Annotated in this window: 23 protein-coding genes and 1 tRNA gene; 11 read left to right on the forward strand and 13 right to left on the reverse strand. The window is 54.4% G+C overall.

Annotated features, from left to right (window positions below; translation table 11 throughout):
• Positions 1–94: 94 nt before the first annotated feature.
• The 4 genes from K355_RS0114270 to K355_RS0114285 form a co-directional block, all read right to left on the reverse strand.
• Positions 95–171 (reverse strand) — tRNA-Arg (locus K355_RS0114270).
• A 162-nt stretch (positions 172–333) separates the two neighbouring features.
• The gene (locus K355_RS0114275) at positions 334–2,070 is read right to left on the reverse strand and encodes an adenylate/guanylate cyclase domain-containing protein (RefSeq protein WP_022732833.1); all 1,737 of its coding nucleotides are present in this window, start codon (positions 2,068–2,070) and stop codon (positions 334–336) included.
• 145 nt (positions 2,071–2,215) lie between these two features.
• Complete coding sequence (locus K355_RS0114280) at positions 2,216–3,139, reverse strand: alpha/beta hydrolase (protein WP_245562951.1); 924 nt, start codon at positions 3,137–3,139, stop codon at positions 2,216–2,218.
• A 224-nt stretch (positions 3,140–3,363) separates the two neighbouring features.
• Positions 3,364–4,326 (reverse strand): ABC transporter ATP-binding protein, encoded by a 963-nt coding sequence (locus K355_RS0114285; protein ID WP_022732835.1) that lies wholly within the window; start codon positions 4,324–4,326, stop codon positions 3,364–3,366.
• A 182-nt stretch (positions 4,327–4,508) separates the two neighbouring features.
• On the opposite strand from K355_RS0114285, the gene K355_RS0114290 reads away from it, so the two are divergent.
• From K355_RS0114290 to K355_RS0114310, 5 genes are all read left to right on the forward strand, one after another.
• On the forward strand, positions 4,509–4,688 hold the full coding sequence (locus tag K355_RS0114290; RefSeq protein ID WP_022732836.1) for a zinc-finger domain-containing protein: 180 nt from the start codon (positions 4,509–4,511) through the stop codon (positions 4,686–4,688).
• 125 nt (positions 4,689–4,813) lie between these two features.
• A complete protein-coding gene (trpB, locus tag K355_RS0114295; protein WP_022732837.1) occupies positions 4,814–6,037 on the forward strand; it encodes a tryptophan synthase subunit beta in 1,224 nt (407 codons plus the stop codon).
• Positions 6,034–6,882 carry a tryptophan synthase subunit alpha gene (trpA, locus tag K355_RS0114300; RefSeq protein ID WP_022732838.1) on the forward strand — a complete coding sequence of 283 codons (849 nt, stop codon included), beginning with the start codon at positions 6,034–6,036 and terminating at the stop codon, positions 6,880–6,882. Before trpB ends, trpA begins: the two co-directional genes overlap by 4 nt.
• 61 nt (positions 6,883–6,943) lie before the next feature.
• Entirely contained in the window at positions 6,944–7,867 is a 924-nt protein-coding gene (gene accD, locus K355_RS0114305) for an acetyl-CoA carboxylase, carboxyltransferase subunit beta (RefSeq protein ID WP_022732839.1), read from the forward strand.
• A complete protein-coding gene (locus tag K355_RS0114310; RefSeq protein WP_022732840.1) occupies positions 7,848–9,158 on the forward strand; it encodes a bifunctional folylpolyglutamate synthase/dihydrofolate synthase in 1,311 nt (436 codons plus the stop codon). Before accD ends, K355_RS0114310 begins: the two co-directional genes overlap by 20 nt.
• Here K355_RS0114310 and K355_RS24075 read toward each other — a convergent pair whose 3' ends face one another.
• On the reverse strand, positions 9,159–9,737 hold the full coding sequence (locus K355_RS24075; protein WP_022732841.1) for an alpha/beta fold hydrolase: 579 nt from the start codon (positions 9,735–9,737) through the stop codon (positions 9,159–9,161).
• 33 nt (positions 9,738–9,770) lie between these two features.
• On the reverse strand, positions 9,771–10,553 hold the full coding sequence (locus K355_RS0114320; RefSeq protein WP_028791619.1) for a hypothetical protein: 783 nt from the start codon (positions 10,551–10,553) through the stop codon (positions 9,771–9,773).
• A 301-nt stretch (positions 10,554–10,854) separates the two neighbouring features.
• On the opposite strand from K355_RS0114320, the gene polA reads away from it, so the two are divergent.
• Positions 10,855–13,701, forward strand: a complete 2,847-nt coding sequence (gene polA / locus K355_RS0114325; protein WP_022732843.1) for a DNA polymerase I — start codon at positions 10,855–10,857, stop codon at positions 13,699–13,701.
• Positions 13,702–13,791: 90 nt separating this feature from the next.
• Here the strand turns inward: polA and dapB are convergent, their stop codons facing one another.
• Positions 13,792–14,592: a 4-hydroxy-tetrahydrodipicolinate reductase gene (dapB, locus tag K355_RS0114330; RefSeq protein ID WP_022732844.1), complete on the reverse strand. Its 801-nt coding sequence runs from the start codon at positions 14,590–14,592 to the stop codon at positions 13,792–13,794.
• Positions 14,593–14,696: 104 nt separating this feature from the next.
• Positions 14,697–15,581: an aldo/keto reductase family oxidoreductase gene (locus K355_RS0114335; protein ID WP_022732845.1), complete on the reverse strand. Its 885-nt coding sequence runs from the start codon at positions 15,579–15,581 to the stop codon at positions 14,697–14,699.
• Between the two features lie 110 nt (positions 15,582–15,691).
• Between K355_RS0114335 and K355_RS0114340 the strand changes: the two genes are divergently transcribed.
• Positions 15,692–16,606: a LysR family transcriptional regulator gene (locus tag K355_RS0114340; protein ID WP_022732846.1), complete on the forward strand. Its 915-nt coding sequence runs from the start codon at positions 15,692–15,694 to the stop codon at positions 16,604–16,606.
• A gap of 65 nt (positions 16,607–16,671) precedes the next feature.
• On the opposite strand, the gene dnaJ is transcribed toward K355_RS0114340, so the two are convergent.
• From dnaJ to K355_RS0114360, 3 genes are all read right to left on the reverse strand, one after another.
• Complete coding sequence (gene dnaJ / locus K355_RS0114345; RefSeq protein WP_022732847.1) at positions 16,672–17,826, reverse strand: molecular chaperone DnaJ; 1,155 nt, start codon at positions 17,824–17,826, stop codon at positions 16,672–16,674.
• A 103-nt stretch (positions 17,827–17,929) separates the two neighbouring features.
• Positions 17,930–19,852 (reverse strand): molecular chaperone DnaK, encoded by a 1,923-nt coding sequence (gene dnaK, locus K355_RS0114350; RefSeq protein ID WP_022732848.1) that lies wholly within the window; start codon positions 19,850–19,852, stop codon positions 17,930–17,932.
• A gap of 336 nt (positions 19,853–20,188) precedes the next feature.
• A complete protein-coding gene (locus tag K355_RS0114360) occupies positions 20,189–20,689 on the reverse strand; it encodes a DUF2244 domain-containing protein (protein ID WP_022732850.1) in 501 nt (166 codons plus the stop codon).
• A 223-nt stretch (positions 20,690–20,912) separates the two neighbouring features.
• On the opposite strand from K355_RS0114360, the gene nth reads away from it, so the two are divergent.
• Positions 20,913–21,554 carry an endonuclease III gene (nth, locus tag K355_RS0114365; RefSeq protein WP_033368946.1) on the forward strand — a complete coding sequence of 214 codons (642 nt, stop codon included), beginning with the start codon at positions 20,913–20,915 and terminating at the stop codon, positions 21,552–21,554.
• Positions 21,555–21,604: 50 nt separating this feature from the next.
• Here nth and K355_RS0114370 read toward each other — a convergent pair whose 3' ends face one another.
• The gene (locus tag K355_RS0114370; protein WP_245562952.1) at positions 21,605–22,969 is read right to left on the reverse strand and encodes a penicillin-binding protein activator; all 1,365 of its coding nucleotides are present in this window, start codon (positions 22,967–22,969) and stop codon (positions 21,605–21,607) included.
• Between the two features lie 2 nt (positions 22,970–22,971).
• On the opposite strand from K355_RS0114370, the gene rsmI reads away from it, so the two are divergent.
• Together rsmI and K355_RS0114380 are read left to right on the forward strand one after the other, a co-directional pair.
• Positions 22,972–24,006 (forward strand): 16S rRNA (cytidine(1402)-2'-O)-methyltransferase, encoded by a 1,035-nt coding sequence (gene rsmI, locus K355_RS24080; RefSeq protein WP_022732853.1) that lies wholly within the window; start codon positions 22,972–22,974, stop codon positions 24,004–24,006.
• A gap of 3 nt (positions 24,007–24,009) precedes the next feature.
• Positions 24,010–24,408 (forward strand): YraN family protein, encoded by a 399-nt coding sequence (locus tag K355_RS0114380; protein ID WP_022732854.1) that lies wholly within the window; start codon positions 24,010–24,012, stop codon positions 24,406–24,408.
• Between the two features lie 27 nt (positions 24,409–24,435).
• Here the strand turns inward: K355_RS0114380 and K355_RS0114385 are convergent, their stop codons facing one another.
• A complete protein-coding gene (locus tag K355_RS0114385; protein ID WP_022732855.1) occupies positions 24,436–24,843 on the reverse strand; it encodes a DUF2000 family protein in 408 nt (135 codons plus the stop codon).
• A gap of 32 nt (positions 24,844–24,875) precedes the next feature.
• Here K355_RS0114385 and K355_RS0114390 point away from each other — a divergent pair, with 32 nt between their 5' ends.
• Positions 24,876–25,739 (forward strand): AraC family transcriptional regulator, encoded by an 864-nt coding sequence (locus K355_RS0114390; RefSeq protein WP_022732856.1) that lies wholly within the window; start codon positions 24,876–24,878, stop codon positions 25,737–25,739.
• Positions 25,740–25,850: the final 111 nt, after the last annotated feature.

Below are 25,850 nucleotides of genomic sequence, written 5' to 3' on the forward strand. Positions count from 1 at the left end.
CTCGTCGATAAACTGTAAGGACGTGCAGATTAGCGCCAGACACATGAAATAACAGCCCCAAAAGGAGCGTTGGTTCAGAGAATTGTTTGGAAAATGGCGCACCCGACAGGATTCGAACCTGTGGCCTCTGCCTTCGGAGGGCAGCGCTCTATCCAGCTGAGCTACGGGTGCGCAATATGTGGGGCCACGTCTGGATCAAGTGGCCCGAGCGGTTTGGGTGATACAGGTTTTATCCCCGGCGGGCAAGGATTTTTGAGGGTTGCTGTTCACCAAATCCGGTGTCGAGCATAGCGGCCTTTGGGTTAAGCAATTCTTGCCTCCGCCATCGTGCAATCAGCTTTCGACATCGCGGCGTTCATACGGGTCACGCACCACCCATGTGCCGTTCCATTCGCGGTCCTGTTCGCGGCGTTCCAGCCGTTCCATCCGGTTCATCATCAGCTGGGCAGCAAAATCGCTGTCGTCAAATTCGATCACGGATTCATAAAGCGGACGGGCTTCGTCAAAACGGCCATCTCGGTAATGGGCCATGGCGGCTTCATATTTTTTGCGCCATTCCTGGCGTTCATCTGAAAGCTGCCCACCGGCTGCGAGCACTTCATACAGATAGACCACTTTTTCCGTTCCCAGCAGCACCACATGGTCAAGGTCGCGCATTTCAATGTCGCCCGTCGCCATATTGGCAGTTTCATGGGATGCCAGAATCCGCGTACCATAAACCCGGTTGGCCTTTTCCAGACGGTTGGCATAGTTCACGCAATCGCCAACCACCGTATAGGCCCGTGATTTATCCGTCCCGATAGAGCCCACAACGACTTCGCCGGTTGCAATCCCGACACGGATATCAAGCCCGTGATCACCGATCAAATCGGCATATTTTGTTTTAAGCGCGTTAAAGCGCGCAACCTGTTCGATTGCCGCCTGACAGGCATGACCGGCATGGGCACCTTCACCACAAAACGGTGGGCCCCAGAAACCAATCACCCGGTCGCCCACGAAATTGTCGATAATCCCACTATGGCCAGAAATCGGTTCGGTCATGGCGGTCAGATAATCATTAAGGAAATCAACCAGCTTTTCGGGAGCAGTATGTTCGGCCAGCCAGTCAAACCCGGTCAGATTGACAACACTGACCGTCATCACCCGCTTTTCAGAGGTTTCAAGCGCGGTTTCCTGATTGATCAGGTTATTGACGATTTTCGGATCGACATATTTGCCAAACCGTTCACGCATGCGAAACCGGATGCGTAATTCACGGGTCATACGGTTAAACGCATCGGCCAGACGGGCAAAATCGCCCTTGCCCTTAAAATCAAGGCTGGTATCAAGTTTACCCGACTGCACCGCATTGAGCGCATTGGTAACCTGACGCACGGCAATGACCACCGCATGGGCCATGTAATAGGCCAGCGACACGCCAATCACCACCGCAGCCAGCATCATGATGAATTCGGCCTGTATCAGGAAATCTTCGCGTGACGAGACGTTTTCGACCGTATCGGCCGCATATTTTTCCAGCAGCAAAATCTCGTTGCGCAGATCAAGCACGATATTGCGATGCAGGCCGCGCACCAGATTTTCCTGACGCTGGGCATCCATCAGATCATCATCCCTGACCCGGCTAAGCAACCGTTCAACGCCAAGGGAAAATTGCGCCGAGACATCGGCGAACTCACGCATGCGCACATCAAGATCAAGCAGAACGCCGTTATCGAAATGCCCCGATGCCTGTGCCCGGCCAAGGGCGGCAAAGGTGAATGCCTTGCGAAATGCCTGTTCGATCTGGGTTTGCTTGGCGTTGATTTCGATCTCAAGACCGTTCAAAAGCGGCGCGTGCGGGCCATCGTTTTCGACCACCCGCATATAGCGATCAATCAGCGAAATCTGTTCAAGTTGACGCGCGCGCACATCCGAAATCGCATCCTTGACCGGCGTGACATAGCGCGACACAGCTTCGAGGTCGCCATTAATACCAAGCGATTGAATGACAGAGAATCCGGTGGCCACAACCAGCCACACGACAAAAAAGGCCGCAACACCCAGGAACTTCGCCCGAACGGTCCGTAGCATGGCGGTCCTGATCCTCCGAAAAATCGCTGCACAAAGCGCGTTTATTGCTGCCATATCGGGATTGAAAGAGCGTTAAACAACCCAACCGACACCGCGCAAATGATTAAAAAGGCTACCTGATCGGCTTTCCTTGGTCAAAAAGCAATCATGATTGTGTGCAGGAATAATTTTCTGCCGTCCCCAATGATGTGATCCAGCGACCAATATCGCCAATCACGACCGGCCCATTGAGGTCACGCAACACCATGTGATAGCCCGATGCATACAACCATCTGGAATAGCGGGGTAAATTTTGCGCCCGAAGGTCACGATCAATCGTATCAATGGCATCGGGCGGAATGACCTGATCCTGCTGACCCGACAATAACAGGGTCGGAACGGAAATGTCCGCCGCCCGCGCGTGCGCCAAATCCATTAAATCGGCCACCCCGGCGATCATATCCACCCGCACCGCAGACATCATCTGTGGGTCGCGTGACAAACGACGCAGCATTTCAATATTGTCGGACGGCCAAATATCAAGCCCCCTGCCCGTCAGCGGCAACCATGGCAGGCCATAGGACATCATACTCAGCGGCACAGTTTGATACCACGGCATCGTGTTCCGGTCCCAAACCGCCGGGGCGGCCAGCACGATACCATCCATCAATGAGGGCCGGGTCGCTGCGGTGACAATTGCCACCGCCCCGCCCATGGAATTGCCCAAAAGATAAATCGGAACATTGGGGTAACGTCCACGCAACAAAACCAGCATGTCACTGGCATCATCAACCATACTGCGCGTTCCGGCCCAGAACGGGCGCGTCGGGCTGCGCCCAAACCCGCGCTGATCGAACGCGTAAACAGCAATGCCGGTCGGGCCAAGTGCGTCACCAAGTTCCATAAACGCATTGGCATAATCGCCCATGCCATGCAGGCCAAGGATCACCGCAGACGGGTGATCAAGTGCGCCCCATGACTGCAGGGCAAGCCCGGTTCCATCACTTGTCTGAAAACTATCGGAGGTAAACGAAATTTGCGCAATTGGCGGCCCGGCGGAATGCACAGAAGGTGCGCAGGCTGACAGCATCAGCACCACCCCCGGCACCATCAAATATGCTAGAAAGCGAACCGAAATCCTTCGGAAGACCCGACGGAATAATTGAGTGACCGACACAGAAACTCCGAAGGAAAAGGTTTCAGACAAGACATTCATGTTAAAGCCAAAAACAAGAACCCCACAACAAATTGCGGGGTTCTTATATCGATCATGACGGACAAGGACCGCCTGATATTCTGGTACCGCGCAGCAGCCTACGCCGCCGCACCGGCCCGCGCGGCATTATTATCGCGGGTCAGCATCAGGAAGATGTCTTCAAGATCGCCTTCCTCGGTCGACAGATCCTTAACCGCAAGACCACAGCCATGAATGGCTTCGAGGATTTCGGTCATCTGGGTGTTGCTGGGACGATAATGCAGCGCAATCTGGTTTTCCGACCGAAGCTCCGCCCCCCAGGGGGCCAGCACATCGGGAACCGCATTGAGTTCATTATTCACCGTCAGGATCAGGGTTTTGTGATCAATCCGGCGCAGCAGGCTACGCTTATCTTCATGGGCAATCACTTTGCCCTGATTGATGATCGCGATCTCGTCACACAGCTCTTCGGCTTCTTCAAGATAGTGCGTGGTCAGAACGATGGTCACACCGGCGTTGTTCAGTTCTTTGACATAGGCCCAAAGCTGCTGACGCAATTCGATATCGACCCCGGCGGTTGGTTCATCAAGAACCAGAACCGGTGGGGTATGAACCATGGCCTTACCGACCAAAAGGCGGCGACGCATCCCGCCCGAAAGCGATCTTGAGTACGAGTCTGCCTTGTCTGCCAGACCAAGGGCGGCAAGAATCTCATCGGTGCGACGTTCTGGTTTGGGCACGCCATAGAGGCCGGCCTGCAATTCCATCGCCTGACGCGGGGTGAAAAATGCATCCAAATTTAGTTCCTGTGGCACGATCCCGATCGCGCAACGCGCCGCGCGCATTTCCGCCTCGATATCATGGCCCCAGATTTTTGCCGTGCCGTTTGTCTTGGTGACAAGACCGGCCAAGATGTTGATAAACGTTGACTTTCCGGCACCATTTGGTCCGAGAAGCGCGAAAAAAGACCCGCGGGGAATTTTCAGTGAAACATCATCAAGGGCAAGTTTTTCGCCGTTTGACCCCGTATAGACCTTGGTCAAGCCTTCGACTTCGATGGCATAGTCGGGCATTGCAGTCATGTGTCAGTGATCTCCACTCTTTTCCGCGTCGCTTGTTTGCGCTAAGACCATGGAGCGCCATGAGCATGCGGAAGTATTGATTGAATATGCGCAATCGGTATCATCCCCGTTAAACCGGGGTCAATGCTGACCGCAATCGCGTGGCCAATCCCGATGGCCATACAAAACTTGGAACTGGATATATGAAGCTCACCGAAGAAATCAAAGTCGGCACTCTGAATGTAGCCTGCGACGGCGGAAAAGGTCACCTTGGCCACCCGACCGTTTACCTCAATCTTGAGGAAAAAGGCGAGATCGTCTGCCCGTACTGCTCAAAAAAATATATCTTCGACAAATCCCAGGCCGATCACGCAGCCCATTAATCCGTTACGCCCGTTTGCGGGTATTGTAACCAGCCAGCGCGACACATTTCGTCAGCGCTTTGCGGATTAATCGGTCGTCACCAGCCTACGCCGCAGGAATTGCGGCCTATCCACGGGGAATTTCTATGACGTCTTCATCGCCCAAGCCCAACAGCTACCGCACCCTTCCTGATACGGACGGGCATTTTGGTAATTACGGTGGCCGTTTTGTCGCCGAAACGCTCATGCCACTGATTCTTGAGCTTGAGCAGGCCTATAAGGACGCCAAGAATGACCCGGAGTTCCAAAAAGAACTCGATTATTACCTGAAATATTACGTTGGCCGTCCAAGCCCGCTTTATTTCGCCGAACGCATGACAGCAGAACTTGGCGGGGCCAAGGTCTATTTCAAGCGTGACGAGCTCAACCACACCGGCGCGCACAAGATCAACAACTGTATTGGTCAGATCCTTCTGGCCATGCGCATGGGCAAAACCCGCATTATTGCTGAAACCGGTGCGGGTCAGCACGGTGTTGCAACCGCGACCGTTTGTGCGCGCTTTGGTCTGCCCTGCACGGTTTACATGGGAGCCAAAGACATCGAACGTCAGTCGCCCAATGTGTTCCGCATGAAGCTTCTGGGGGCTGAGGTCAAACCGGTCGAGTCGGGTTCGCGGTCCTTGAAAGACGCGATGAACGAAGCTTTGCGTGACTGGGTGACCAACGTCGAAGACACGTTTTACATCATCGGCACCGCGGCTGGACCACACCCCTATCCGGAACTTGTTCGTGATTTCCAGTGTGTGATCGGCAACGAAGCCAAAGAACAGATCATGGAAGCCGAAGGTCGCCTGCCCGATCTTCTGGTTGCAGCCATCGGGGGTGGATCAAACGCCATCGGGCTGTTCCACCCGTTCCTTGATGACAAGGATGTCGAAATCACCGGGGTCGAGGCGGCTGGTCACGGTGTTCATACCGGCAAGCATGCCGCCAGCCTGACGGCAGGCGCACCGGGCGTTTTGCACGGCAACCGCACATACCTTTTGATGGATGATGATGGTCAGATCACCGAGGCAGACTCGATTTCGGCTGGCCTTGATTATCCGGGGATTGGCCCGGAACACAGCTGGCTTAAGGATATCGGGCGTGTCAATTACGTTGCGATTACCGATAAGGAAGCCCTTGCTGCTTTCAAGCTGTGTTCTGAATGTGAGGGCATTATCCCGGCACTCGAACCCAGCCATGCACTGGCACATGTCATCAAAATCGCACCGACGATGAGCAAGGATAAAATCATCATCGTCAATCTGTGCGGCCGAGGTGACAAAGATATCTTTACCGTGGCTGAAGCACTGGGAGTTAAACTGTGAGCGACGCAATCATTGGCGGCAAAGACCGCATCGAAAAACGTTTTGCCAAGCTCAAGGAAGAAGGCCGTGCCGGTCTTGTAACCTTCATCACGGCGGGTGACCCGGACCCCGAAGCTTCGTTTGAAATCCTCAAAGCCCTGCCAGAAGCCGGGGCGGATATCATCGAACTGGGCATGCCGTTCACCGATCCGATGGCCGATGGTCCCGCCATTCAGGAAGCATCGAACCGGGCACTTGCAGCGGGCATGCACATGCGCAAAACACTGTCGCTGGTGCGTGGTTTCCGTGATCAGGACCACGAAACGCCGATCATTCTGATGGGCTATTACAACCCGATCTACATCTATGGCGTGGCGGAATTCCTTGAAGATGCGCGCAATGCCGGGGTTGATGGCCTGATTGTTGTTGATCTGCCGCCCGAAGAAGACGCAGAGCTTTGTGTTCCGACGGTCGAAAAAGGTCTATCGTTCATTCGACTGACCACACCGACCTCTGATGACAAGCGTTTGCCGAAACTTGTTCAGAATACATCCGGCTTTGTTTACTATGTGTCGGTGGCCGGGGTAACCGGTGCCGGTTCGGCAAGCAATGAGCAGATTATCGAAGCAATGGAACGCCTGCGTCGTCATACCAAACTGCCGATCGCAGTCGGGTTTGGCATCAAGACAGCCGCACAGGCTGCCGAGGTCGCAAGACAGGCCGATGCAGCTGTTGTTGGTTCGGCAATCGTATCAAAAATTGCCGAAAGTCTTGACGAAAACGGCAAGGCCACCGATAAGACCGCCTCTATGGTTACCGGCCTTGTACGCGAACTGGCAAGCGGGGTCCGGGACGCACGCAAATAAGCAATCGCTGTGCGTTTGTAAAAGAACCGATATAGACAGAACCTAAGGATCAGTATCCGATATGTCGTGGCTGACTGAATTCGTCCGTCCCAAGATTCAACAACTTGTTCGCCGGACAGATGTGCCTGAAAATCTTTGGCACAAATGCAAATCATGCGAACAGATGATTTTCCACCGTGACCTGGCAAAGAACAATCATGTTTGCCAGCATTGTGGGCATCACATGCGGATTTCCGCGCAAAACCGTCTTGAACTCCTGTTTGATGGGGGTAAATACCAAACCATCGAACTGCCGAATGTTCCGGTTGACCCGCTGAAATTCCGCGATCAGAAAAAATACACTGACCGCCTCAAAGCAGCTCAAGCCAAAGCAACCTATAAGGATGCGTTGGCTGTTGCCCATGGTGAGGTCGGTGGTCATGCGACGGTGATTGCCGTTTTCGATTTCTCCTTTATGGGCGGATCGATGGGGATCGCGGTTGGCGAGGGCATCGTTGCCGCGGCCGAACTGGCATCGGTTCAGGATGCGGCTTTGATCATTGTCCCGGCGTCGGGCGGTGCACGTATGCAAGAAGGCATCCTTAGCCTGATGCAGATGGCACGCACCACGGCTGCGATTGAAAAGGTCAAGGAAAAGGGCCTGCCCTATTTCGTGCTGCTGACCGATCCGACCACGGGGGGTGTTTCGGCATCCTTTGCCATGCTCGGTGACATTCAGGTTGCCGAACCCGGTGCCCAGATCGGCTTTGCCGGTCGGCGCGTGATTGAAAACACCATTCGCGAAAAACTACCCGATGACTTCCAGACGGCAGAATATCTGCTGGACCATGGCATGGTCGATATGGTGGTTCCGCGCAACGAATTGAACGCGACCTTTGGCCGCCTGATTGACATGATCCGCCGCACCAAACCCGGTGCGTCGATTGTCCCGATCAAGGATGCCAAGAAAAAGCCGGACACCAAAGGTGCCAAAGCAGACAAGTAACACTGCCCGAAGCGATGCAATCATTGCACGCCTTGGTCAGTTGCACCCGAAAGTCATTGATCTTTCGCTCGGGCGGATTACCCGGCTTCTTGAAAAGCTTGGTAATCCGCACCTGAGTCTGCCGCCTGTCATTCATTTGGCCGGCACCAACGGCAAAGGCTCCACCCAGGCTTATTTGCGCGCGATTTACGAGGCGGCTGGCCTTCGGGTTCATTGCTCGACATCCCCGCATCTTGTGCGTTTCCACGAACGTATTGTCGTTGCCGGTGCGCAGATTTCCGAACAGGCGCTTTGTGACCTGCTTGAAGAAGTCGAAACCGTTAATAACGGCGATTCCATTACCTTCTTTGAAATTGCACAGGCTGCGGCATTTCTTGCCTTTGCGCGCATTCCGGCCGATGTGCTGATCCTTGAAACCGGACTGGGTGGACGGGTGGACGCATCCAATGTGCTTGATACCCCTGCGGCAACCGTGATCACGCCAATCTCGCTTGATCATCAGGGTTTCCTTGGCGATACGATTGCCAAAATTGCCTTTGAAAAGGCCGGGATCATGAAGCCGGGGGTCATCAGCATTCTGGCCCCGCAACCCCTTGAAGCCTTTGATACGCTTGCCCGTCATGCCAATACGATCAACGCGACCATTTTCAATGATTTTGACGTCCTTGAAGAAACGGCTGATGGTTTTACGCTGCGCATCGGGCGCGACACATTAAACCTGCCACGGCCTGCCCTTCCCGGTCGGCATCAATATGTCAACGCCGCCACGGCGATTGCCGCAGTGCGCAAGGCGAACATACCCGGCTGTGACGGCATGGATGTGGATGTGCTGGCCAATGGTTTGCGCACAGCACAATGGCCCGCACGCTTGCAGCGCCTTAAAAAAGGTCCGCTGATCGACGCCCTGCCGGAAAATTGTGAGCTTATCCTTGATGGCGGCCATAATATCGCCGCTGCCGAGGTGATCTCTGAATGGCTGTCACAGCAGCCAAAGGGCGATACGCTTGTGATTGTCGGTATGCTTGACAACCGCGACCCTGTTGCCTTTCTGGCACCACTGGCACCCCATGTATCGGCCTTGGCGGGGATTGTTATTCCCGGCGATCATGAGGCGCATGATGCGATCACCCTGCAAAACGCCGGGCGTGATTGCGGCATTGCCAAAAGCCACGCCTGTAACGACCTCAAACACGCGGTTGAGGTTTTGCTGGCAGAAACCCCGGCGCCATCGCGGATTTTGATCCTTGGGTCGCTGTATCTGGCCGGTGTCGTTCTGGAAAATCATTCCTGATCAGGCGAATGCGGCGATCTTTTCAATCAGATCGTCAGCATCCCCGTCTGACAACAAATGCCCGGCTGATCTAAGCCGGATGCAGCCCGCATGGGGAAAATGATCAGCGTAAGCGTCCTGATGCCCCGGCGGCACGATGCGATCATCCGCACTGTGACAGAAATACAGGTCTTTTAGACCCTGTAATGCGGCAATTTCCGGCGCGGACAAGGCAAAATCCGTAACTTCCCAGTCTTTTAGGCCCCAAAACGGTGCTGAAATGCTAAAAACCGCCGATAACCAGTTATCATCACGGTATATTTCACGATTCCGCCCGAGGTATTGCAAAATCGTTGACCCACCAAACGAATGACCGACAAGCACCGCCCCCGGTCGGGCATCAGACTTGCTGTTGGAAACCACGCGGTCAATTTCGCGAAGCCATAGTTCAACGTCGGGGCGCTCCGGGGTCGGCATTTCCGGTGCGACAATGCGAAACTGGCCGTCCAGCGCGGCTTCAAGCCGGGCTAGAAACCGGCTACTGCCGTCATCTCCGCCCTGTTTTCCTGCACTGTGGATAAAAATCAAGTCGCGGCACATAAAGGCCCTCCTCTGATCATGGTTCAGAATGCGTTAGATTTCCGGCAAACGGACCTTGCCACCATTGCCGGTTCCAGATCCCCCACCCGTTGCATCACCACGGCCATCGGTACTGCGCAGCCGCAGGTTGCCTGCTTTGTGGACTTTGCGGCGATCCTGTCGCACCCCGGGCGGCAGGTTACCATGACCCGCCGCACCTATTGGGTCGCCTGCCGGTGTGAAATCGCCATATTTTACCGTTTCACGGCGCACCTTACGTCCGGTTATCCATGTATAACCAAGGACATACAGCAAAAATCCACCAACCCCGATGGTCAGGATCAAGAACTGCAAAACCGGGATAAAACTGCCAAAAAGAGCACCACCGCCATAGATCATAAAAATGCAAAGGGCGGCCACCGGGGCAAGCGCCAAAAAGAAAATGCCCCGAACCTTGTGCCGAATGGGCCCGTAATGCATCAGCATGGCGTAAAACAGATACATCAACGCCACAAACACTACGAGTTTGATCAGCAAGACAAAATGATCAAAGTTTGCAAGGCGTTCATTGCGTTCATACACGCCAAAGACAATGAACAAGCCATGCAGAACCAACCCAAAACTACCAAAAGTCAGGACAAAACGCAGCCATGCACTGACGCTAAAAAATCTGCGCCATCCTGTATCGTTCGCAGCTATCCCGCGACGATCGCCCTTCTTCTTTTTGCCTTGCCGGGTCGAGAGCCTCATATCATCTGAAAGCTCACGTACCGGACCTGCAGTTTCAACGCCGATGCCCTTTGGGCTAAATTCCGGCTTGCTTGTTTTCCGGGCCACGAACCGGATCTCCCATGTCCCTTGGGATGAAGTTATCACATCACCATAGCAACACCGCAGCAGAACGATAAGCACAAACAGACCGTCCGCCAAAAATCGTCCAGCCCCCGGTATTTAGCTTATTTGTTTTGATATCGAAATATATATCAAGCCAGCGTCAAAGGCCGACACTTTTCCACCCGTTTTTGTCAGGAGACAGGTGCGGTTTTTGATCGTAGGCGACACCGCGCCCTCGACTTACCGACACGGATCGGGCATTCTGCGGGCCAACATTATCCTCGAACATAAGAGCAAGAGACGCATGACAGATTCCGCCCCATCCGACGCCAAAACGTCCAGCGGACAAAAACCGCGCCGCGTCGTACTGGTTGATGGTTCCGGCTTTATTTTCCGCGCTTTCCATGCCCTGCCGCCGATGACCAGCCCGGACGGCACGCCGGTAAACGCGGTGTATGGTTTCTGCACCATGCTGATGAAACTGCGCGAAGACACCAAGCCCGACCATATGGCGGTCATTTTCGACCCCAAGGGCAAAACGTTCCGCAATGATTTCTATCCCGAATACAAGGCACATCGCCCACCAGCACCGGAAGAACTGGTGCCGCAGTTTGGCCTGATCCGCGATGCGACCCGGGCGTTCAACCTGCCGTCGATCGAGCTCGAAGGATATGAGGCCGACGACCTGATCGCGACCTATGCCCGTCAGGCCGAAGCCGAAGGTTCTGACGTTATTATCGTATCTTCGGACAAGGATTTGATGCAACTTGTCACCGATCGGGTGCAAATGTTTGATGCGATGAAGAATCGTACCATTGGTGCTGCCGAGGTGATGGAGAAGTTTGGTGTTTCTCCAAACAAAGTCATCGATATTCAGGCACTTGCCGGTGATTCTGTCGATAACGTCCCCGGTGTTCCGGGCATTGGCATTAAGACCGCATCCCAACTTATTGATGAATATGGTGATCTTGATTCTCTACTGGAGCGCGCAGGCGAAATCAAACAGCCCAAGCGCCGCGAAAAACTGATTGAGAATGCCGAACTGGCCCGTATTTCCCGACGTCTGGTCACCTTGAAAACCGACGTTCCAGTGGTTGAGCAGATCAGTGGGTTTGAATTAAAAGAACCCGACGCAGAAGTTCTTTTAAGCTTTATTGCAAGTCACGGCTTTAAATCACTGCTTTCTAAAGTAAAAGCAAAATTTGGCGGCGATATTGAATTTGAAAGCCCGACCCAGCCCGGTGTCGGTGTCAATAAAATCAACGTCGAAAAGGCAGAATATGAACTTGTGCAGGATGAAGAACGTCTAAAGCACTGGATTGCAAAGGCCGAATATGCCGGGACAGTTGCGGTCGATACCGAAACCACGTCCCTTGATGCCCATCAGGCCAAACTGGTTGGCATTTCACTTTCGACAGAGCCAGGAAATGGCTGTTACATCCCGCTCGGCCATGGCAAGAGTACTGAGAACAGCGAAGCCAAAGGCACACAGGGTGGCTTTGATTTTGGCGATGCCGAAGAAACCCCTGCCAAGGCCGACATCCCCAAACAGATCGCGCTTGATCGCGCTATTGAGCTGATCAAACCGTTGTTGCAGGACACCGGCGTTCTGAAAATCGGGCAGAACCTGAAATACGATATGATTGTTCTGTCGCGTCATGGCATTGATGTCGCCCCGATGGATGACACCATGGTCCTGTCCTATGTCCTTGATGGCACCAGCCACGGACATGGCATGGACGAACTGGCTGATCTGCATCTTGATTACCAGCCAATAAAGTTCTCGGAGGTTTGCGGGTCGGGCAAAACCCAGATCACCTTTGATCAGGTCCCGCTTGATAAGGCGCTGGATTATGCCGCCGAAGATGCCGATATCACCCTTCGTCTGCATCGGTTGCTCAAACCCCGCATTGCTCAGGAACATATGGCAAGCGTCTATGAAACGCTGGACCGCCCGTTGGTGCCGGTCTTGGCCAAAATGGAACGGTTGGGGGTTAAGGTTGATACCGACATCCTTAAAAACCTGTCGGATGACTTTGCCAAACGCATGGCGATACTCGAAAAAACCATCCATGAAATGGCCGGTGAACCATTTAACCTTGGCAGTCCCAAGCAGCTCGGCGAAATCCTGTTTGATAAGATGAGCCTGCCGGGTGGCAAAAAAACCAAAACCGGCGCATGGCAAACCGGTGCTGACGTTCTTGAAGGATTGGCTGCACTCGGTCATGACCTGCCGACCAAAATTTTAGAATGGCGCCAACTGTCAAAACTTAAAAGCACTTACACCGATGCCTTGGCAAATCACGTTAACCCGCTGACCGGGCGCGTTCATACAAGCTACGGTCAAACCAATGTGAATACCGGGCGGTTGTCGTCAAACGATCCGAACCTGCAAAACATCCCGATCCGCAGCGAAGAAGGCCGCAAAATCCGCACCGCCTTTGTCGCCGATAAGGGCTGTAAGCTTATTTCTGCCGACTATTCGCAGATTGAGCTGCGTCTTCTGGCCCATGTGGCCGAGATTGATGCGCTCCGCGATGCGTTCAAAAATGGCGAGGATATCCACGCGGCCACCGCATCAAAGGTGTTTGGTGTGCCGATTGAGGGCATGGACCCGATGGTGCGCCGTAAGGCCAAGGCGATTAACTTTGGCATCATCTATGGTATTTCCGCCTTTGGTCTGGCCAATCAGCTGGGCATTGGCCAAAAAGAAGCCAAGGCCTTCATCGAAGCCTATTTCGAAATTTACCCCGGCATTCGCGATTACATGGATCAGGCCAAGGAATTTGCCAAAAAGCACGGGCATGTCCGTACCCTGTTTGGCCGCAACATCCATATCAATGGCATCAACGATAAAAATGGCATGCGCCGAAGCTTTGGCGAACGGGCTGCCATCAACGCCCCGATTCAAGGCGGTGCGGCCGATATCATCAAACGTGCGATGATCGCGGTTCCCGGTACACTGGTTGATGCGGGCCTTAAAACCCGCATGCTGTTGCAAGTGCACGATGAATTGATCTTTGAAGCCCCCGAAGACGAGGCCGAAAAAGCCATCAAAATCATCCGCGACGTCATGGAAAATGCCGCCCATCTGTCGGTCCCGCTGATTGTCGATGCGGGCATTGGCGATAGCTGGGCGGATGCGCATTAGATCAGAAATGACGCCTGACACACAAAACCCCGGCTGCTTTATCGCGACCGGGGTTTTGTGTTTTACCAAATACTGAGCATATCTGGGCGGTTAAAGCCCCAGTACATCACGCATGGAATATAGACCCGGTGCCTTGCCCTCGGCCCATTTCGCGGCACGGACTGCACCCTTGGCAAATACTTCGCGCGAGGATGCCTTATGGGTAATCTCGATGCGCTCACCCTCGCAGGCAAACACCACCGTATGATCCCCAACAACATCACCACCGCGCAGGGTCGCAAAGCCGATGGTGCCGTTCTCACGCGCACCTGTGTGCCCGTCGCGTGATCTCACCGACACATCATCAAGCGCAACCCCACGCCCCTTTGCTGCGGCCTCACCAAGGCCAAGGGCAGTACCCGATGGGGCATCGACCTTATGCTTGTGATGCATTTCAACGATTTCGATGTCGGCCACGTCCTTATCAAGGACGCTTGCGACTTTCTCGACCAATGCAAAGGCAAGGTTCACGCCCACACTCATATTCGGCGCGAAAATGATCGGGGCGTTTTGCGCAGCAACCTTAAGCTCGTCTTTCTGATCACTGGAAAGGCCAGTGGTGCCGATCACAAGGATGGTGCCGGTTTCGGCTGCCAATTTGGCGTGTTTCATGGTGGCCGCCGGGGCGGTGAAATCAATCACCGCATCAACCGTTTCAAACAGTACCTTGGGATCATCGCCAACCAGAACGCCACTTTCTTCCAGACCGGCAATCAAGGTGACGTCTTTCCCGATAAACGGACTACCGGGAAGGTCCGTGCCACCACCAACGTCACATCCCTTGGTCTTGGCGGTTTCATTCACCAGCATCCGGCCCATCCGGCCAGCACAACCAACAATCCCGACTTTCATTTCCGGTCTCCTAGGATCCGTAATTTCAAACGTGTGATTGCTTTATCACATGCCGCCGCACGATGAAATCACCGGAAATGCGCAAAAGCCCCTGATTGCTTCAATCAGGCCGTTGTCGCCGACTGTCCTGCAATGCCATCAAGTTCGGCAATGGCATCGGCGGGCAATTTCAGCTCTGCTGCCGCAAGGTTCTGTGAAAGGTGATCACGCGACGATGTGCCCGGAATAAGCAAAATATTAGGTGAACGCTGCAACAACCACGCCAGAGCCACTTGCATCGGCGAAGCATTCAGACGTTTAGCGACCTGTGACAGGGTTTCAGACTGCAACGGCGAAAACCCGCCCAACGGGAAAAAGGGCACATAAGGGATGCCATCCGCCGCAAGGCCGTCAATCAGACTGTCATCTTCACGATGGGCAAGATTGTACTGATTCTGCACACAGGCAATATCACATATTTTTCGGCCTTCGGCGATCTGCGCCGGTGTCACATTTGACAGTCCGATATGTTTAATCAGCCCCTGACGCTGAAGTTCGGCAAGAACGGAAACCGGCTCTTCGATGGATCCCTCTGCCGGGCCATGAAGGCCATGCATGGAGCGGAAATTCACCACATCAATCGCCTCGATGCCAAGATTGCGCAGATTATCATGCACAGCAGATGTCAGCTCATCGGGCGTCAGGGCAGGCAACCACGCCCCGTCATCCCCGCGTTTTGCAGCGATCTTGGTCACGATCACCAGATCATCCTGATAAGGGTGAAGTGCCTCGCGGATCAATTGGTTGGTGATATGCGGTCCGTAAAAATCGCTGGTGTCGATATGATTGACCCCGGACGCGACCACCGCACGTAAAACGGCGATTGCTTCATCCCGGTCCTTCGGCGGGCCAAAGACACCCGGCCCGGCAAGCTGCATCGCCCCATAGCCCATGCGGTTTACGGTCAGATCGCCAATGGCAAATGTTCCGGCCTGTTTCACAGTCGACATGAAAAATCTCCTTTTATGTCGGGTTGTTCGTTGTCTGAGCCAAAACTACGCCCTACTCCTGTGGTCGACAATCCGATACAATCGACACAGGCTGTACGGAAAATGAAACAATGAAACCTGATCTGGCGACCATTACGGCATTTGTCACCGTCGCGCGTGCAGGCGGATTTCGCGAAGGTGCGCGCCTAAGCGGCGGCAGCGCATCACGGCTAAGCGATCAAATCCGTCGACTTGAATCCCAACTTGGCGTTCGGTTATTTAACCGCAGTACGCGCAGTGTCGCCCTGACTGAGGCCGGAGAAGGGCTTTTAAACCGCCTGTCGCCTGCCCTTGATGAAATGGAACTCGCCCTTGATGTCGTTAACAGTTACCGCAACCGCCCTGCAGGGATGTTGAAACTAAACGTTCCAACCGCTGCTGCGCGCCTTGTCTTGCCCGATATCATCCCGGCCTTTCTCGCCGCCTATCCCGATATTCGGGTTGAGGTGATTACCGAAGAAAACTTTGTCGATGTGCTGGCCGAAGGATGCGATGCCGGCATTCGATATGATGAAAGCCTTGAACAGGACATGATCGCAGTCCCGATCGGGCCGCGCACACAGAAATTTGCCGCTGCGGCCTCACACGAGTACCTACGAAAGCACGGTATGCCGGAACATCCCCGCGATCTTTTGGACCATGCCTGCCTGCGCGGGCGCTTTGCCAGCGGGGCACTACATCCGTGGGAATTTGAACGCGGCGACGAAACCATCGAACTCAACCCGACCGGTCCGTTACTTGTCCGACCGGGCGGCGGGACCGACCTTGCGGTGCAGGCTGCTTGTGCGGGAACAGGCATCATCTATCTGTTTGAAGACTGGCTGGCACCCTATTTTGACCGCGGCGACCTTATCCCCGTCCTTGCCGACTGGTGGCCGCACTTTCCTGGACCGAAACTCTATTACCCCGGACGAAGGCTGGTCCCGACACCATTGCGGACCTTTATTGATTTTATCAAAACCCAACCGGTACGGGCATCCCGATAAGAAAACACCCCGTCACGGCAACCGCGACGGGGTGTTTTCAAATTTCTGTGCGTAAAGGCGCTGACCTAATCGGTCAGGTCTTTCCAGATTTCTTTCATCTTGGAAAAGAAGCCTTCGCTTTCCGGGCTGGAGCCTTCTGCACGCGAAATCTCGTCGAATTCTTCCAGAAGTTCTTTCTGGCGGTCGGTCAGATTGACCGGCGTTTCGACACTGATTTCAACAAACATGTCCCCGCGCGCCTGTGAGCGCAGGATGGTCATGCCCTTGCCCCGCAGCCGAAGCTGCTGACCCGACTGGGTCCCAGCAGGAATGTTGATCCGGGTCCGCGTGCCTTCAATCGTCGGCACCTCTATGGTACCCCCAAGGGCAGCCTTGCCCATCGGGATCGGAATCCGGCAATACAGGTTGGCCCCTTCACGCTGGAAGAACCGGTGATGCGCAATATCAAGGAAGATATAAAGATCACCCGCCGGTGCCCCATTGGTTCCGGCTTCGCCTTCGCTTGAAAGACGAATGCGTGTGCCGTCCTCGACCCCTTGCGGGATCGTGACCTGCAGGGTCTTTTCCTTTTCAACGCGACCGACCCCGTGGCACGATTTGCACGGGTTTTTAACGATCTTGCCTTTGCCATGGCAGCTCGGGCAGGTGCGTTCAATGGTAAAGAACCCTTGCTGGGCACGGACTTTACCGTGGCCATTACAGGTCGGGCAGGTCACAGGCTGGGAACCGGCTTCTGCACCGGTACCGTCACATTCTTCACACGAAACCGATCCCGGAATGGTGATTTCGGCTTTCTTACCGTCGAAGGCTTCTTCGAGCGTGATCGCCATGTTGTAGCGCAGGTCAGCACCGCGTGACGATCCACCGCCACCACGGCGACCACCGCCACCCATGGCGCCAAAGATTTCGTCGAAGACGTCGGAAAATCCGCCGCCACCGAAACCGCCGCCGCCAAAACCACCACCTCCAAAGCCGCCCCCACCGGGACCGCCCTGTTCAAAGGCAGCATGACCAAAACGATCATAGGCCGCGCGCTTCTCGTCATCCTTGAGGATTTCGTAAGCTTCGTTGACCTGCTTGAATTTAACTTCTGCGGCCGTATCGCCCGGATTTTTATCCGGGTGGAATTTCATGGCCTGCTTGCGATAGGCGCTTTTGAGCTCGGCCGCGCTGGCGTCTTTACTGACACCCAACAGCTCGTAGTAATCTTCTTTCGCCATCTGTAACTCCGAAATACGGTCGGGCCGTCCCAGCAGTTTCTGCGTCCGGAACGGCCCGATTTTTATTTACAGGGCGTCGTTAAAGACGACCTCTGCGGTCGTCTTATTTATCTTTTTTGTTGTCGTCGACTTCTTCGAAGTCGGCATCAACAACACCGTCATCAGCCTGTGCTGACGCACCTGCATCCGCAGCGTCACCTTCTGCGCCACCGTCTTCTGCCTGCTGGGCCTGATACATGGCTTCGCCAAGTTTCATCGCAGCCTGCTGAAGTTCGTTGACCTTTGCGGTGATGGCTTCGGCATCTTCACCGTCCTTGGCTTCTTTCAAAGCCGACAGGGCGTTTTCGATTTCCGACTTGGTGGCATCGTCAACCTTGTCGCCATGCTCGGTCAGGTTTTTCTCGGTCGAGTGAACAACGGCTTCGGCCTGGTTACGGGCTTCAACAAGTGCCTTACGCTGTTTATCAGACTCGGCATTGCTTTCCGCGTCTTTGACCATTTTTTCGATTTCGTCATCGCCAAGACCACCAGATGCCTGAATGCGGATCTGCTGTTCCTTGTTGGTTGCCTTATCTTTGGCAGACACGTTGACGATACCGTTGGCATCAATGTCAAAAGTCACTTCGATCTGCGGAACACCGCGCGGTGCCGGCGGGATACCAACCAGATCAAACTGGCCAAGCATCTTGTTATCAGCCGCCATTTCACGTTCGCCCTGGAAGACGCGGATGGTCACGGCCGTCTGATTGTCTTCAGCGGTCGAGAAGGTCTGCGACTTGCGGGTCGGGATCGTGGTGTTACGGTCGATCAGGCGGGTAAAGACACCACCAAGGGTCTCAATACCCAGCGACAGCGGGGTCACATCAAGCAGCAGGACGTCTTTAACGTCACCCTGCAAGACACCACCCTGAATCGCTGCACCAAGTGCAACAACTTCGTCCGGGTTCACACCTTTGTGCGGCTCACGGCCAAAGAACTCTTTCACGCGTTCCTGAACTTTCGGCATACGGGTCATGCCGCCAACCAGGATCACGTCATCAATTTCGCCTGCGGTGATGCCGGCATCTTTCAATGCGGCTTTGCACGGCGTCATGGTGCGTTCGATCAGATCGCCAACCAGACCTTCAAGCTTCGCACGCGACAGTTTGATGTTCAGGTGCTTCGGACCTGATGCGTCTGCGGTGATGAACGGAAGGTTCACATCTGTCTGCATCGAAGACGAAAGCTCGATCTTGGCTTTTTCAGCAGCTTCTTTCAGACGCTGCAGGGCCAGACGGTCTTTACGAAGATCGATCTGCTGTTCTTTTTTGAACTCGTCAGCAAGGTAATCAATGATCTGTTTGTCGAAGTCTTCACCACCAAGGAAGGTATCGCCGTTGGTTGATTTAACTTCGAAAACGCCATCACCGATTTCCAGAACCGACACGTCAAAAGTACCGCCACCAAGGTCATAAACAACCACGGTGCCAGCTTCTTTTTTATCCAGGCCATAGGCCAGGGCAGCAGCGGTCGGCTCGTTGATGATACGTTTGACATCTAGACCCGCGATCTTGCCGGCGTCTTTGGTTGCCTGACGCTGCGAATCGTTGAAATACGCAGGTACGGTAATCACGGCTTCGGTCACCGGCTCACCAAGATGGCCTTCTGCGGTTTCCTTCATTTTCTGAAGTACCATGGCTGCGATCTGGCTCGGGGCCATTTTCTCGCCATTGACTTCAACCCATGCATCACCGTTTTCGCCGGCAATAATTTTGTACGGCACCAGATCCTTGTCTTTTTCGACTTCAGCGTCGCTGTAGCGACGGCCGATCAGACGTTTGATCGCAAACAGGGTGTTTTCCGGGTTGGTCACAGCCTGACGTTTTGCAGGCTGACCGACAAGACGTTCATCGTCATCGGTGAATGCGACCATTGATGGCGTGGTACGGGCACCTTCACTGTTTTCAATCACGCGGGCTTCTTTGCCGTCCATGACTGCAACGCATGAGTTTGTGGTGCCAAGATCGATACCAATAATTTTGCCCATAGTAAGTTCCTCTTTTAGCGGCCGGTCCGTCCCGCAGCCTTCGCTATGAAGCGCCGCGCAGGACCTCCTGGGACCAATGGTGTTAATACACGTAATTTTTCTGGGGGTTCTTCGTTACCCCGCGCACCTATATATGAAAGTCCCCACAAAGTCGCAAGCGGTCAAAACAGGGAATCTTGGGTGTTTTTGGTGATCAAACGCCGATTTTGATCCAATGACGGGCATTTTAACCCGCTCCAGAACGCCAAATTGGCGCATAAGGCCGGTTTTGATCCTTGAAATTCGCGCTTTTCAAATCGGTCATAACCGGGTTGCAAAACGCGCAAATCTAATTTCTCAGGCAGGGTTTTGCGCCGGATAGCAACGGTTTTTACGCAACACGTCTTCAAGTCGCGAGGCCAGATCGGCCTTTTCATCGGGTCCTAGAAAACCGGCAATTTCCAGACTTTTGCCATGTGTTTGCAAAAAAAGACTGCACTGCGCGTCTTCGCCTCGTTCAAGAACAACGCGCAGCCAATATGGCTGAAAATCATATTGCTGACGTCGGCCACGCACCGGGATTCGCGTCACCCGTAAATTCCCCGGATGCAACTCAATCCGTTCTTCTTCGCGTGCCGCCCGGAAACTGAAATGAAATGCCAGGGCGAGGAAAATCACATCAACCCCCAAAAAGCCGATCACCGGCCACGCCCCCACCGACCAAAAGATCAAGCCAATCGTCGTTGTCGCCCCGGCCAGCAGGAAAACAACATTGCGCGCCCCGCGCCGTGACAGGGAACGCGGCGGCCTCAGGGCAATGCTAAAGATCGGTTTCGAACTGCGCGGTACGGCGGGCACTATATATCCCTCTGATCGTGGTCGTCTTGTGCGCGGCGATTTTGCGCCCGGCCTCGACCGGGCTGCAATCAGAATTCGATTTTTTGAACCTGCACGTTTATATAATAGCAGATCAAGAGATCGGATCACGGAACCCGCATTCCAATCAAATTAATGGGTCCTGACCCTAAATCGACCGCAAAAATGCGGCACCAAGAAAGAGTTCTCTGCCATGGCCCGCCCGATGAACAAAGCCGCTATTGACGCCTTTTTCCAGCGTCTGTCTGATGCCGACCCGGAACCCAAGGGGGAGCTGGACTACACCAATCCCTATACGCTTCTGGTTGCTGTGGCCCTATCAGCACAGGCGACCGACATCGGGGTGAACAAGGCCACCAAAAAGCTGTTTCAGATCGTTGAAACCCCGCAAGACATGCTTGATCTGGGCGAAGAAGCCCTGATCAGTCATATCAAAACCATTGGTCTGTATCGCGGCAAGGCCAAGAACGTCATGGCCGCGGCCAAAATTCTGGTCGAGAAACATAATGGCATCGTGCCCAACGATCAGGACGCGCTTGAAGAACTGCCCGGTGTCGGGCGTAAAACCGCCAATGTGGTGCGCAATATTGCCTGGGGCGAACACACCATGGCGGTTGATACCCATATTTTCCGTCTGGGCAATCGTACGGGCATGGCCAATGGCAAGACGGTTCTGGCTGTCGAAAAGGGACTGATGAAAAAGGTGCCTTCGCGCTTTATGACCCATGCCCATCACTGGCTGATCCTGCATGGACGCTATATCTGCAAGGCCCGTAAGCCGCGTTGTGGCGACTGCATTGTTAATGATCTGTGCAATTTCAAAGACAAAACGCCCGCCGGAGCATAACCCGGCAGGCGTTTTGCGTCATACTGTCGATACGGTTTTACCCGATCAAATCAGAATACCTGATCAAAGCTGGCCGGGGCCGGCGCAATGACCTTTGCCCCCTCTGGCCCGATTTGCATGATGGCATACCCCCGCTCAGACCGACCGTCTGGGGTCAGGCGAAACACACCATCCACACCGACAAATCCGCTGGTGTTGGTCAACGCAGCCTCGGACATATTGTTTTCATCACGCGCCATCAAGGCCGCCAAAGCGGTACTGTCATAGGCCAGACTTGAAATACGTGGCGGCTGATCGCCAAAGGTGCGCGCAAACCGATCCGCAAACAGTTCCCAGTTTTCCGGGTTCGGGGCGGCAAAAATCCCGCCCTTAAGGGCTGGTTCGGTAAACAGTCCCGGATCGTTCCAGCCAAATGTCCCGATGAATTGCACCACCGACGGGTCAATATCGAAATAGGCCAAAAGGGCTGATACCTGACGCAAGTCCCCACCGGTTGCCGGCAGGATCAAGGCATCAAAATCAAGCTCGCCAAGGGTATCGACACCTTCAAGACGCCGCAGTGCGCGTTTGGCTGCGGTCCCGCCTTCGGCATTCAACTGTGCCTTGCGCGCCCGCAAATTCGCCCGCCGTGCGTCATAATTTGCAAAATCGCGGATGGTTTGCTGAAGGCCTTCGGACCCCGGCTGATAGAAGGCAACCCGGCCAAGTGTACCGCCAACGCGTGACACGACACTTTGCAAGGCACCGGCAATCTGACGACCGTAATCATTTTGCGGCAACAGGGCGGCAAAACGATATTTGCCCTGCGTCGTGGCATAGCCCACCGCACGCGCAATCTGGTCTTCAGGGATCAGGCCGTTGACCCACACACCATTTTCCGCAACCCGACGGTTGTTGGAAAAGGCCACCACCGGCACATTGGCCGATTTGGCAACTTCGCTGGCACCGCTTACCGATTCGGAAAACAGCGGACCAAGGATCATCTTGGCACCGGCGTTAATCGCCTGACGCGCGGCATTCTGCCCACCCTGATAGGTCCCGGCGGTATCAATCGGCATCAGGATGAAATCATCCGCGGCGATATCAAACATTGCCAGTTCAGCGGCATGGCGCATCGCACGGCCAAGGGCCGCATTCTGCCCTGACAGTGGTAATAACAACGCAACACGTTTTTCCGATGTTGCAGCCTCATCATTAAACAATGTCGGGATTTCTTCGCCTACCCCTTCTGGCAAGGCGGCATCGTTTGTCCACGGATTGGCATCCGGGATCAATCCCTGATCCGGTGCGCGGGTCTCATTCGCGCCGGGGTCGTTGGCGGTTTCCACCGGTGCCCCGTCTCGTTGCATGCCAAACAGGTCCGTGATACTCGTGGTCGCACTACATGCGGCTAGCCCGATAGAGAGGACAAACACAGATGCCGTCCGGCACACGACACGGCACCAAGCCGAATCCCGATCAAAATTCTTCAACGCCTGACGACGCGGCGCCTGATTTTGCCCCGGATGACGTTTCGGAGAATCCACTCTCACCTCCCGATAACTCGTTTCGCACGCAGGGTAATGCGGGCGACCGATCAAGTAAACATGATGAAAGCCATTTACCACTTTCATCTGGTCTTTATCTTGTTGCTACTCCAATCGGAAATTTGGGCGATATTACGTTCCGCGCACTCGATATCCTCAAACGCGCCGATATTATCCTGTGCGAAGACACCCGCACATCGGGAAAATTGCTGTCGCGCTATGGGGTAAAAACCAAACGCATTGCCTATCACGAACATAACGCCGCCAAATTGCGGCCGGAAATCATGGACCGACTTGGCAAGGGTCAGGGACTGGCGCTGATTTCCGATGCGGGCACGCCGCTGATCAATGATCCGGGCTATAAACTTGTGCGCGATTGTAAGGCCGAAGGCTTTAACGTTACCGCAGCACCGGGCGCATCCTCCCCGATTGTCGCCCTGATCCTGTCGGGCCTGCCCAGTGACCATTTCTTTTATGCTGGCTTCCTGCCGCCCAAAACCATGGCGCGTAAAAAGGAACTGGCGCGCTTTGCCCCGATCCCCGGCAGTCTGATTTTCCTTGAAAGCCCCAAACGTCTTGCCGCCAGTCTGGTTGATATGGCTGAAATGCTTGGTGGTACGCGCGAAGCCGCGGTCACCCGCGAACTGACCAAGATGTTCGAAGAAGTCCGCAACGGCACACTTGATGAATTGGCCGCCCATTACGCCGAACAAGGTGCGCCCAAGGGCGAGGTTGTTGTCATTGTCGGCCCCGCCGATGAAACCGGTAACGAACCAAGCCCCGAAGACATCGACGCCCGACTTTCCGACCTGATCAAAACCCACCGCACCAAGGATGCGGCCGATATCCTTGCCAAGGAAACCGGGCTTAAAAAACGCGACCTTTATAACCGTGCGCTCGCACTTGCCAAACCATCGGACGACTAAGCGATGGCCCCGTCGCGTTCTCGCCCCCCAGCACCCGGTGATAAATCAAAACGCAAACGGGCGGAGAAGGCCGGTCGTCGGGCAGAAACCCTGTGTGGATTTTGGTTACGTCTTAAGGGATATCGCATTCTTGCCACCCGGTATCGCAGCCCGCTTGGCGAAATTGACATCATTGCCAAGCGCGCAAACCTGATCGCCGCGATCGAGGTTAAAAACCGCACCAATCGCGCCGATGCCCTTCTGGCCATCCGCCCGCAACAGCAAAACCGCATTGCACGTGCGCTTGAATCTTATGCCGGACACGTCGGCCATCAGGGTGATTTGCGTCTTGATCTGATGATTGTTGGCAAATGGTACCGGATCGAACATCTGAAAAATGCCTGGCATACAGAAACGCGCTAACCTGCCGATACCCACACCCCCAATATCTTAGGGATGCATCTTTGCCCCCTTGGTGATTTTATCAACAATGCGTTTGTCAGCATGAATGCCAATACCCACAAACTGGGCGTCATCGGGGGCCAGTCTGGCAAAAACATCCCGGTTGGCGCCATCATGGCCGGTGGCAAACATTTCTTCGATATAGGCAGATGCCCGAATGCCACGGTTTATGGCGCGTTGATGAATTTTCGCAATGGTTTGCGCATCCGCCGCCAGAACGATGGCCGGCTGACGTGACAGCGGGTTGTAAAGATTGTTCTTCGCATCGACATAGGGTTCGCCGATGATGTCAGGTGTTTGGGCGACAATGCCGCTCATCAGAAAGGCCGTCACATTCAGTGACTGCCACATCTGCAAATCATCGCGCAACACCAGCGCCACTTTGGTCTCGAACATATGCGTCCTCCATCCGGTTGGGTTATCAGGTCATGACAGAAGCAATAGAACAGGACGGCGAACCAGGTATTGAACGTTTGTGCAAAACGCGTGAGCGGTTCATTGCGGCCCCTGCGTCCCCCGGGATTGAACGCATCGAAGCACAGTTCTTTGGCAATATGTTTTCCCCACACCGCCATGACACCTATGCGCTTGGCATTACCATGCGCGGGGTGCAGACGTTTAATTATCGTGGCGAATATCGCGCCAGCAATCCGGGCAACGTCATTGTTCTGCATCCCGACGAATTACATGATGGCGGCGCTGGCACCGATGACGGATTGCAGTATCGCATGCTCTATCTTGAACCGGCCCTTTTGCGGCGCGGGCTTGATCATGAAACAGCATCCCTGCCGTTTGTCAGAGATCCCATCATTCACGATCCTGCACTGTGGGCGATCCTTGCATCTGTTTTGGGTGAACTTGAAAGCAACGTTGATCCATTGTTGCGCGATCAATTCGTCACCGACATTGCACATCGCCTTTCACAACATGCCAAAACACCCCTGAAACAATCGCGATACAATGCAAGCCTGCAGATGGAGCAGGTGCGCGCATTCCTTGAAGCCAATTTTGATCGCCCGGTTCTGTCGCACGAACTTGAACAGGTGGCCGACATGGATCGTTATCGGTTGATCAGGCATTTTCGCGCCCGTTTCGGAACAACACCCTATCGCTATCTGATCATGCGGCGCCTGCAACAGGCCCGCGCCCTGATCACGCTGGGTCAACCGCTTGCGGGCATTGCGGCTGAAACCGGATTTTCCGATCAAAGCCATTTTAACCGGCATTTCCGTCAGGCATTTGGCCTGACACCGGGACGCTGGTCGGAACTGGCGGCCCCTCATCGCCACTGAACATCCGGAAATTAAAAGGCTTCGGCAAAGATAAAATGCATATTTTCTGATAAACCGGTCCGGATTTTAAAACTCCTTAACCCGATGGGGTAATGATGGGACATTATTTGG

Origin of the sequence: Thalassospira lucentensis MCCC 1A00383 = DSM 14000 (genome assembly GCF_000421265.1) — a bacterium.
Classification (GTDB): Bacteria; Pseudomonadota; Alphaproteobacteria; order Rhodospirillales; family Thalassospiraceae; genus Thalassospira; species Thalassospira lucentensis.

What these genes read in the sequence shown, in the direction of transcription:
- K355_RS0114290 (WP_022732836.1), top strand. Translation starts at nt 4,509, where the DNA reads ATGAAGCTCACCGAAGAAATCAAAGTCGGCACTCTGAATGTAGCCTGC.
- K355_RS24075 (WP_022732841.1), bottom strand. Translation starts at nt 9,737, where the DNA reads ATGTGCCGCGACTTGATTTTTATCCACAGTGCAGGAAAACAGGGCGGA.
- K355_RS0114285 (WP_022732835.1), bottom strand. Translation starts at nt 4,326, where the DNA reads ATGACTGCAATGCCCGACTATGCCATCGAAGTCGAAGGCTTGACCAAG.
- K355_RS0114340 (WP_022732846.1), top strand. Translation starts at nt 15,692, where the DNA reads ATGAAACCTGATCTGGCGACCATTACGGCATTTGTCACCGTCGCGCGT.
- K355_RS0114335 (WP_022732845.1), bottom strand. Translation starts at nt 15,581, where the DNA reads ATGTCGACTGTGAAACAGGCCGGAACATTTGCCATTGGCGATCTGACC.
- K355_RS0114385 (WP_022732855.1), bottom strand. Translation starts at nt 24,843, where the DNA reads ATGTTCGAGACCAAAGTGGCGCTGGTGTTGCGCGATGATTTGCAGATG.
- dnaJ (WP_022732847.1), bottom strand. Translation starts at nt 17,826, where the DNA reads ATGGCGAAAGAAGATTACTACGAGCTGTTGGGTGTCAGTAAAGACGCC.
- accD (WP_022732839.1), top strand. Translation starts at nt 6,944, where the DNA reads ATGTCGTGGCTGACTGAATTCGTCCGTCCCAAGATTCAACAACTTGTT.
- K355_RS0114280 (WP_245562951.1), bottom strand. Translation starts at nt 3,139, where the DNA reads ATGCTGTCAGCCTGCGCACCTTCTGTGCATTCCGCCGGGCCGCCAATT.
- K355_RS0114380 (WP_022732854.1), top strand. Translation starts at nt 24,010, where the DNA reads ATGGCCCCGTCGCGTTCTCGCCCCCCAGCACCCGGTGATAAATCAAAA.
- dapB (WP_022732844.1), bottom strand. Translation starts at nt 14,592, where the DNA reads ATGAAAGTCGGGATTGTTGGTTGTGCTGGCCGGATGGGCCGGATGCTG.
- polA (WP_022732843.1), top strand. Translation starts at nt 10,855, where the DNA reads ATGACAGATTCCGCCCCATCCGACGCCAAAACGTCCAGCGGACAAAAA.
- trpB (WP_022732837.1), top strand. Translation starts at nt 4,814, where the DNA reads ATGACGTCTTCATCGCCCAAGCCCAACAGCTACCGCACCCTTCCTGAT.
- K355_RS0114275 (WP_022732833.1), bottom strand. Translation starts at nt 2,070, where the DNA reads ATGCTACGGACCGTTCGGGCGAAGTTCCTGGGTGTTGCGGCCTTTTTT.
- nth (WP_033368946.1), top strand. Translation starts at nt 20,913, where the DNA reads ATGAACAAAGCCGCTATTGACGCCTTTTTCCAGCGTCTGTCTGATGCC.
- dnaK (WP_022732848.1), bottom strand. Translation starts at nt 19,852, where the DNA reads ATGGGCAAAATTATTGGTATCGATCTTGGCACCACAAACTCATGCGTT.
- rsmI (WP_022732853.1), top strand. Translation starts at nt 22,972, where the DNA reads ATGCCGTCCGGCACACGACACGGCACCAAGCCGAATCCCGATCAAAAT.
- K355_RS0114390 (WP_022732856.1), top strand. Translation starts at nt 24,876, where the DNA reads ATGACAGAAGCAATAGAACAGGACGGCGAACCAGGTATTGAACGTTTG.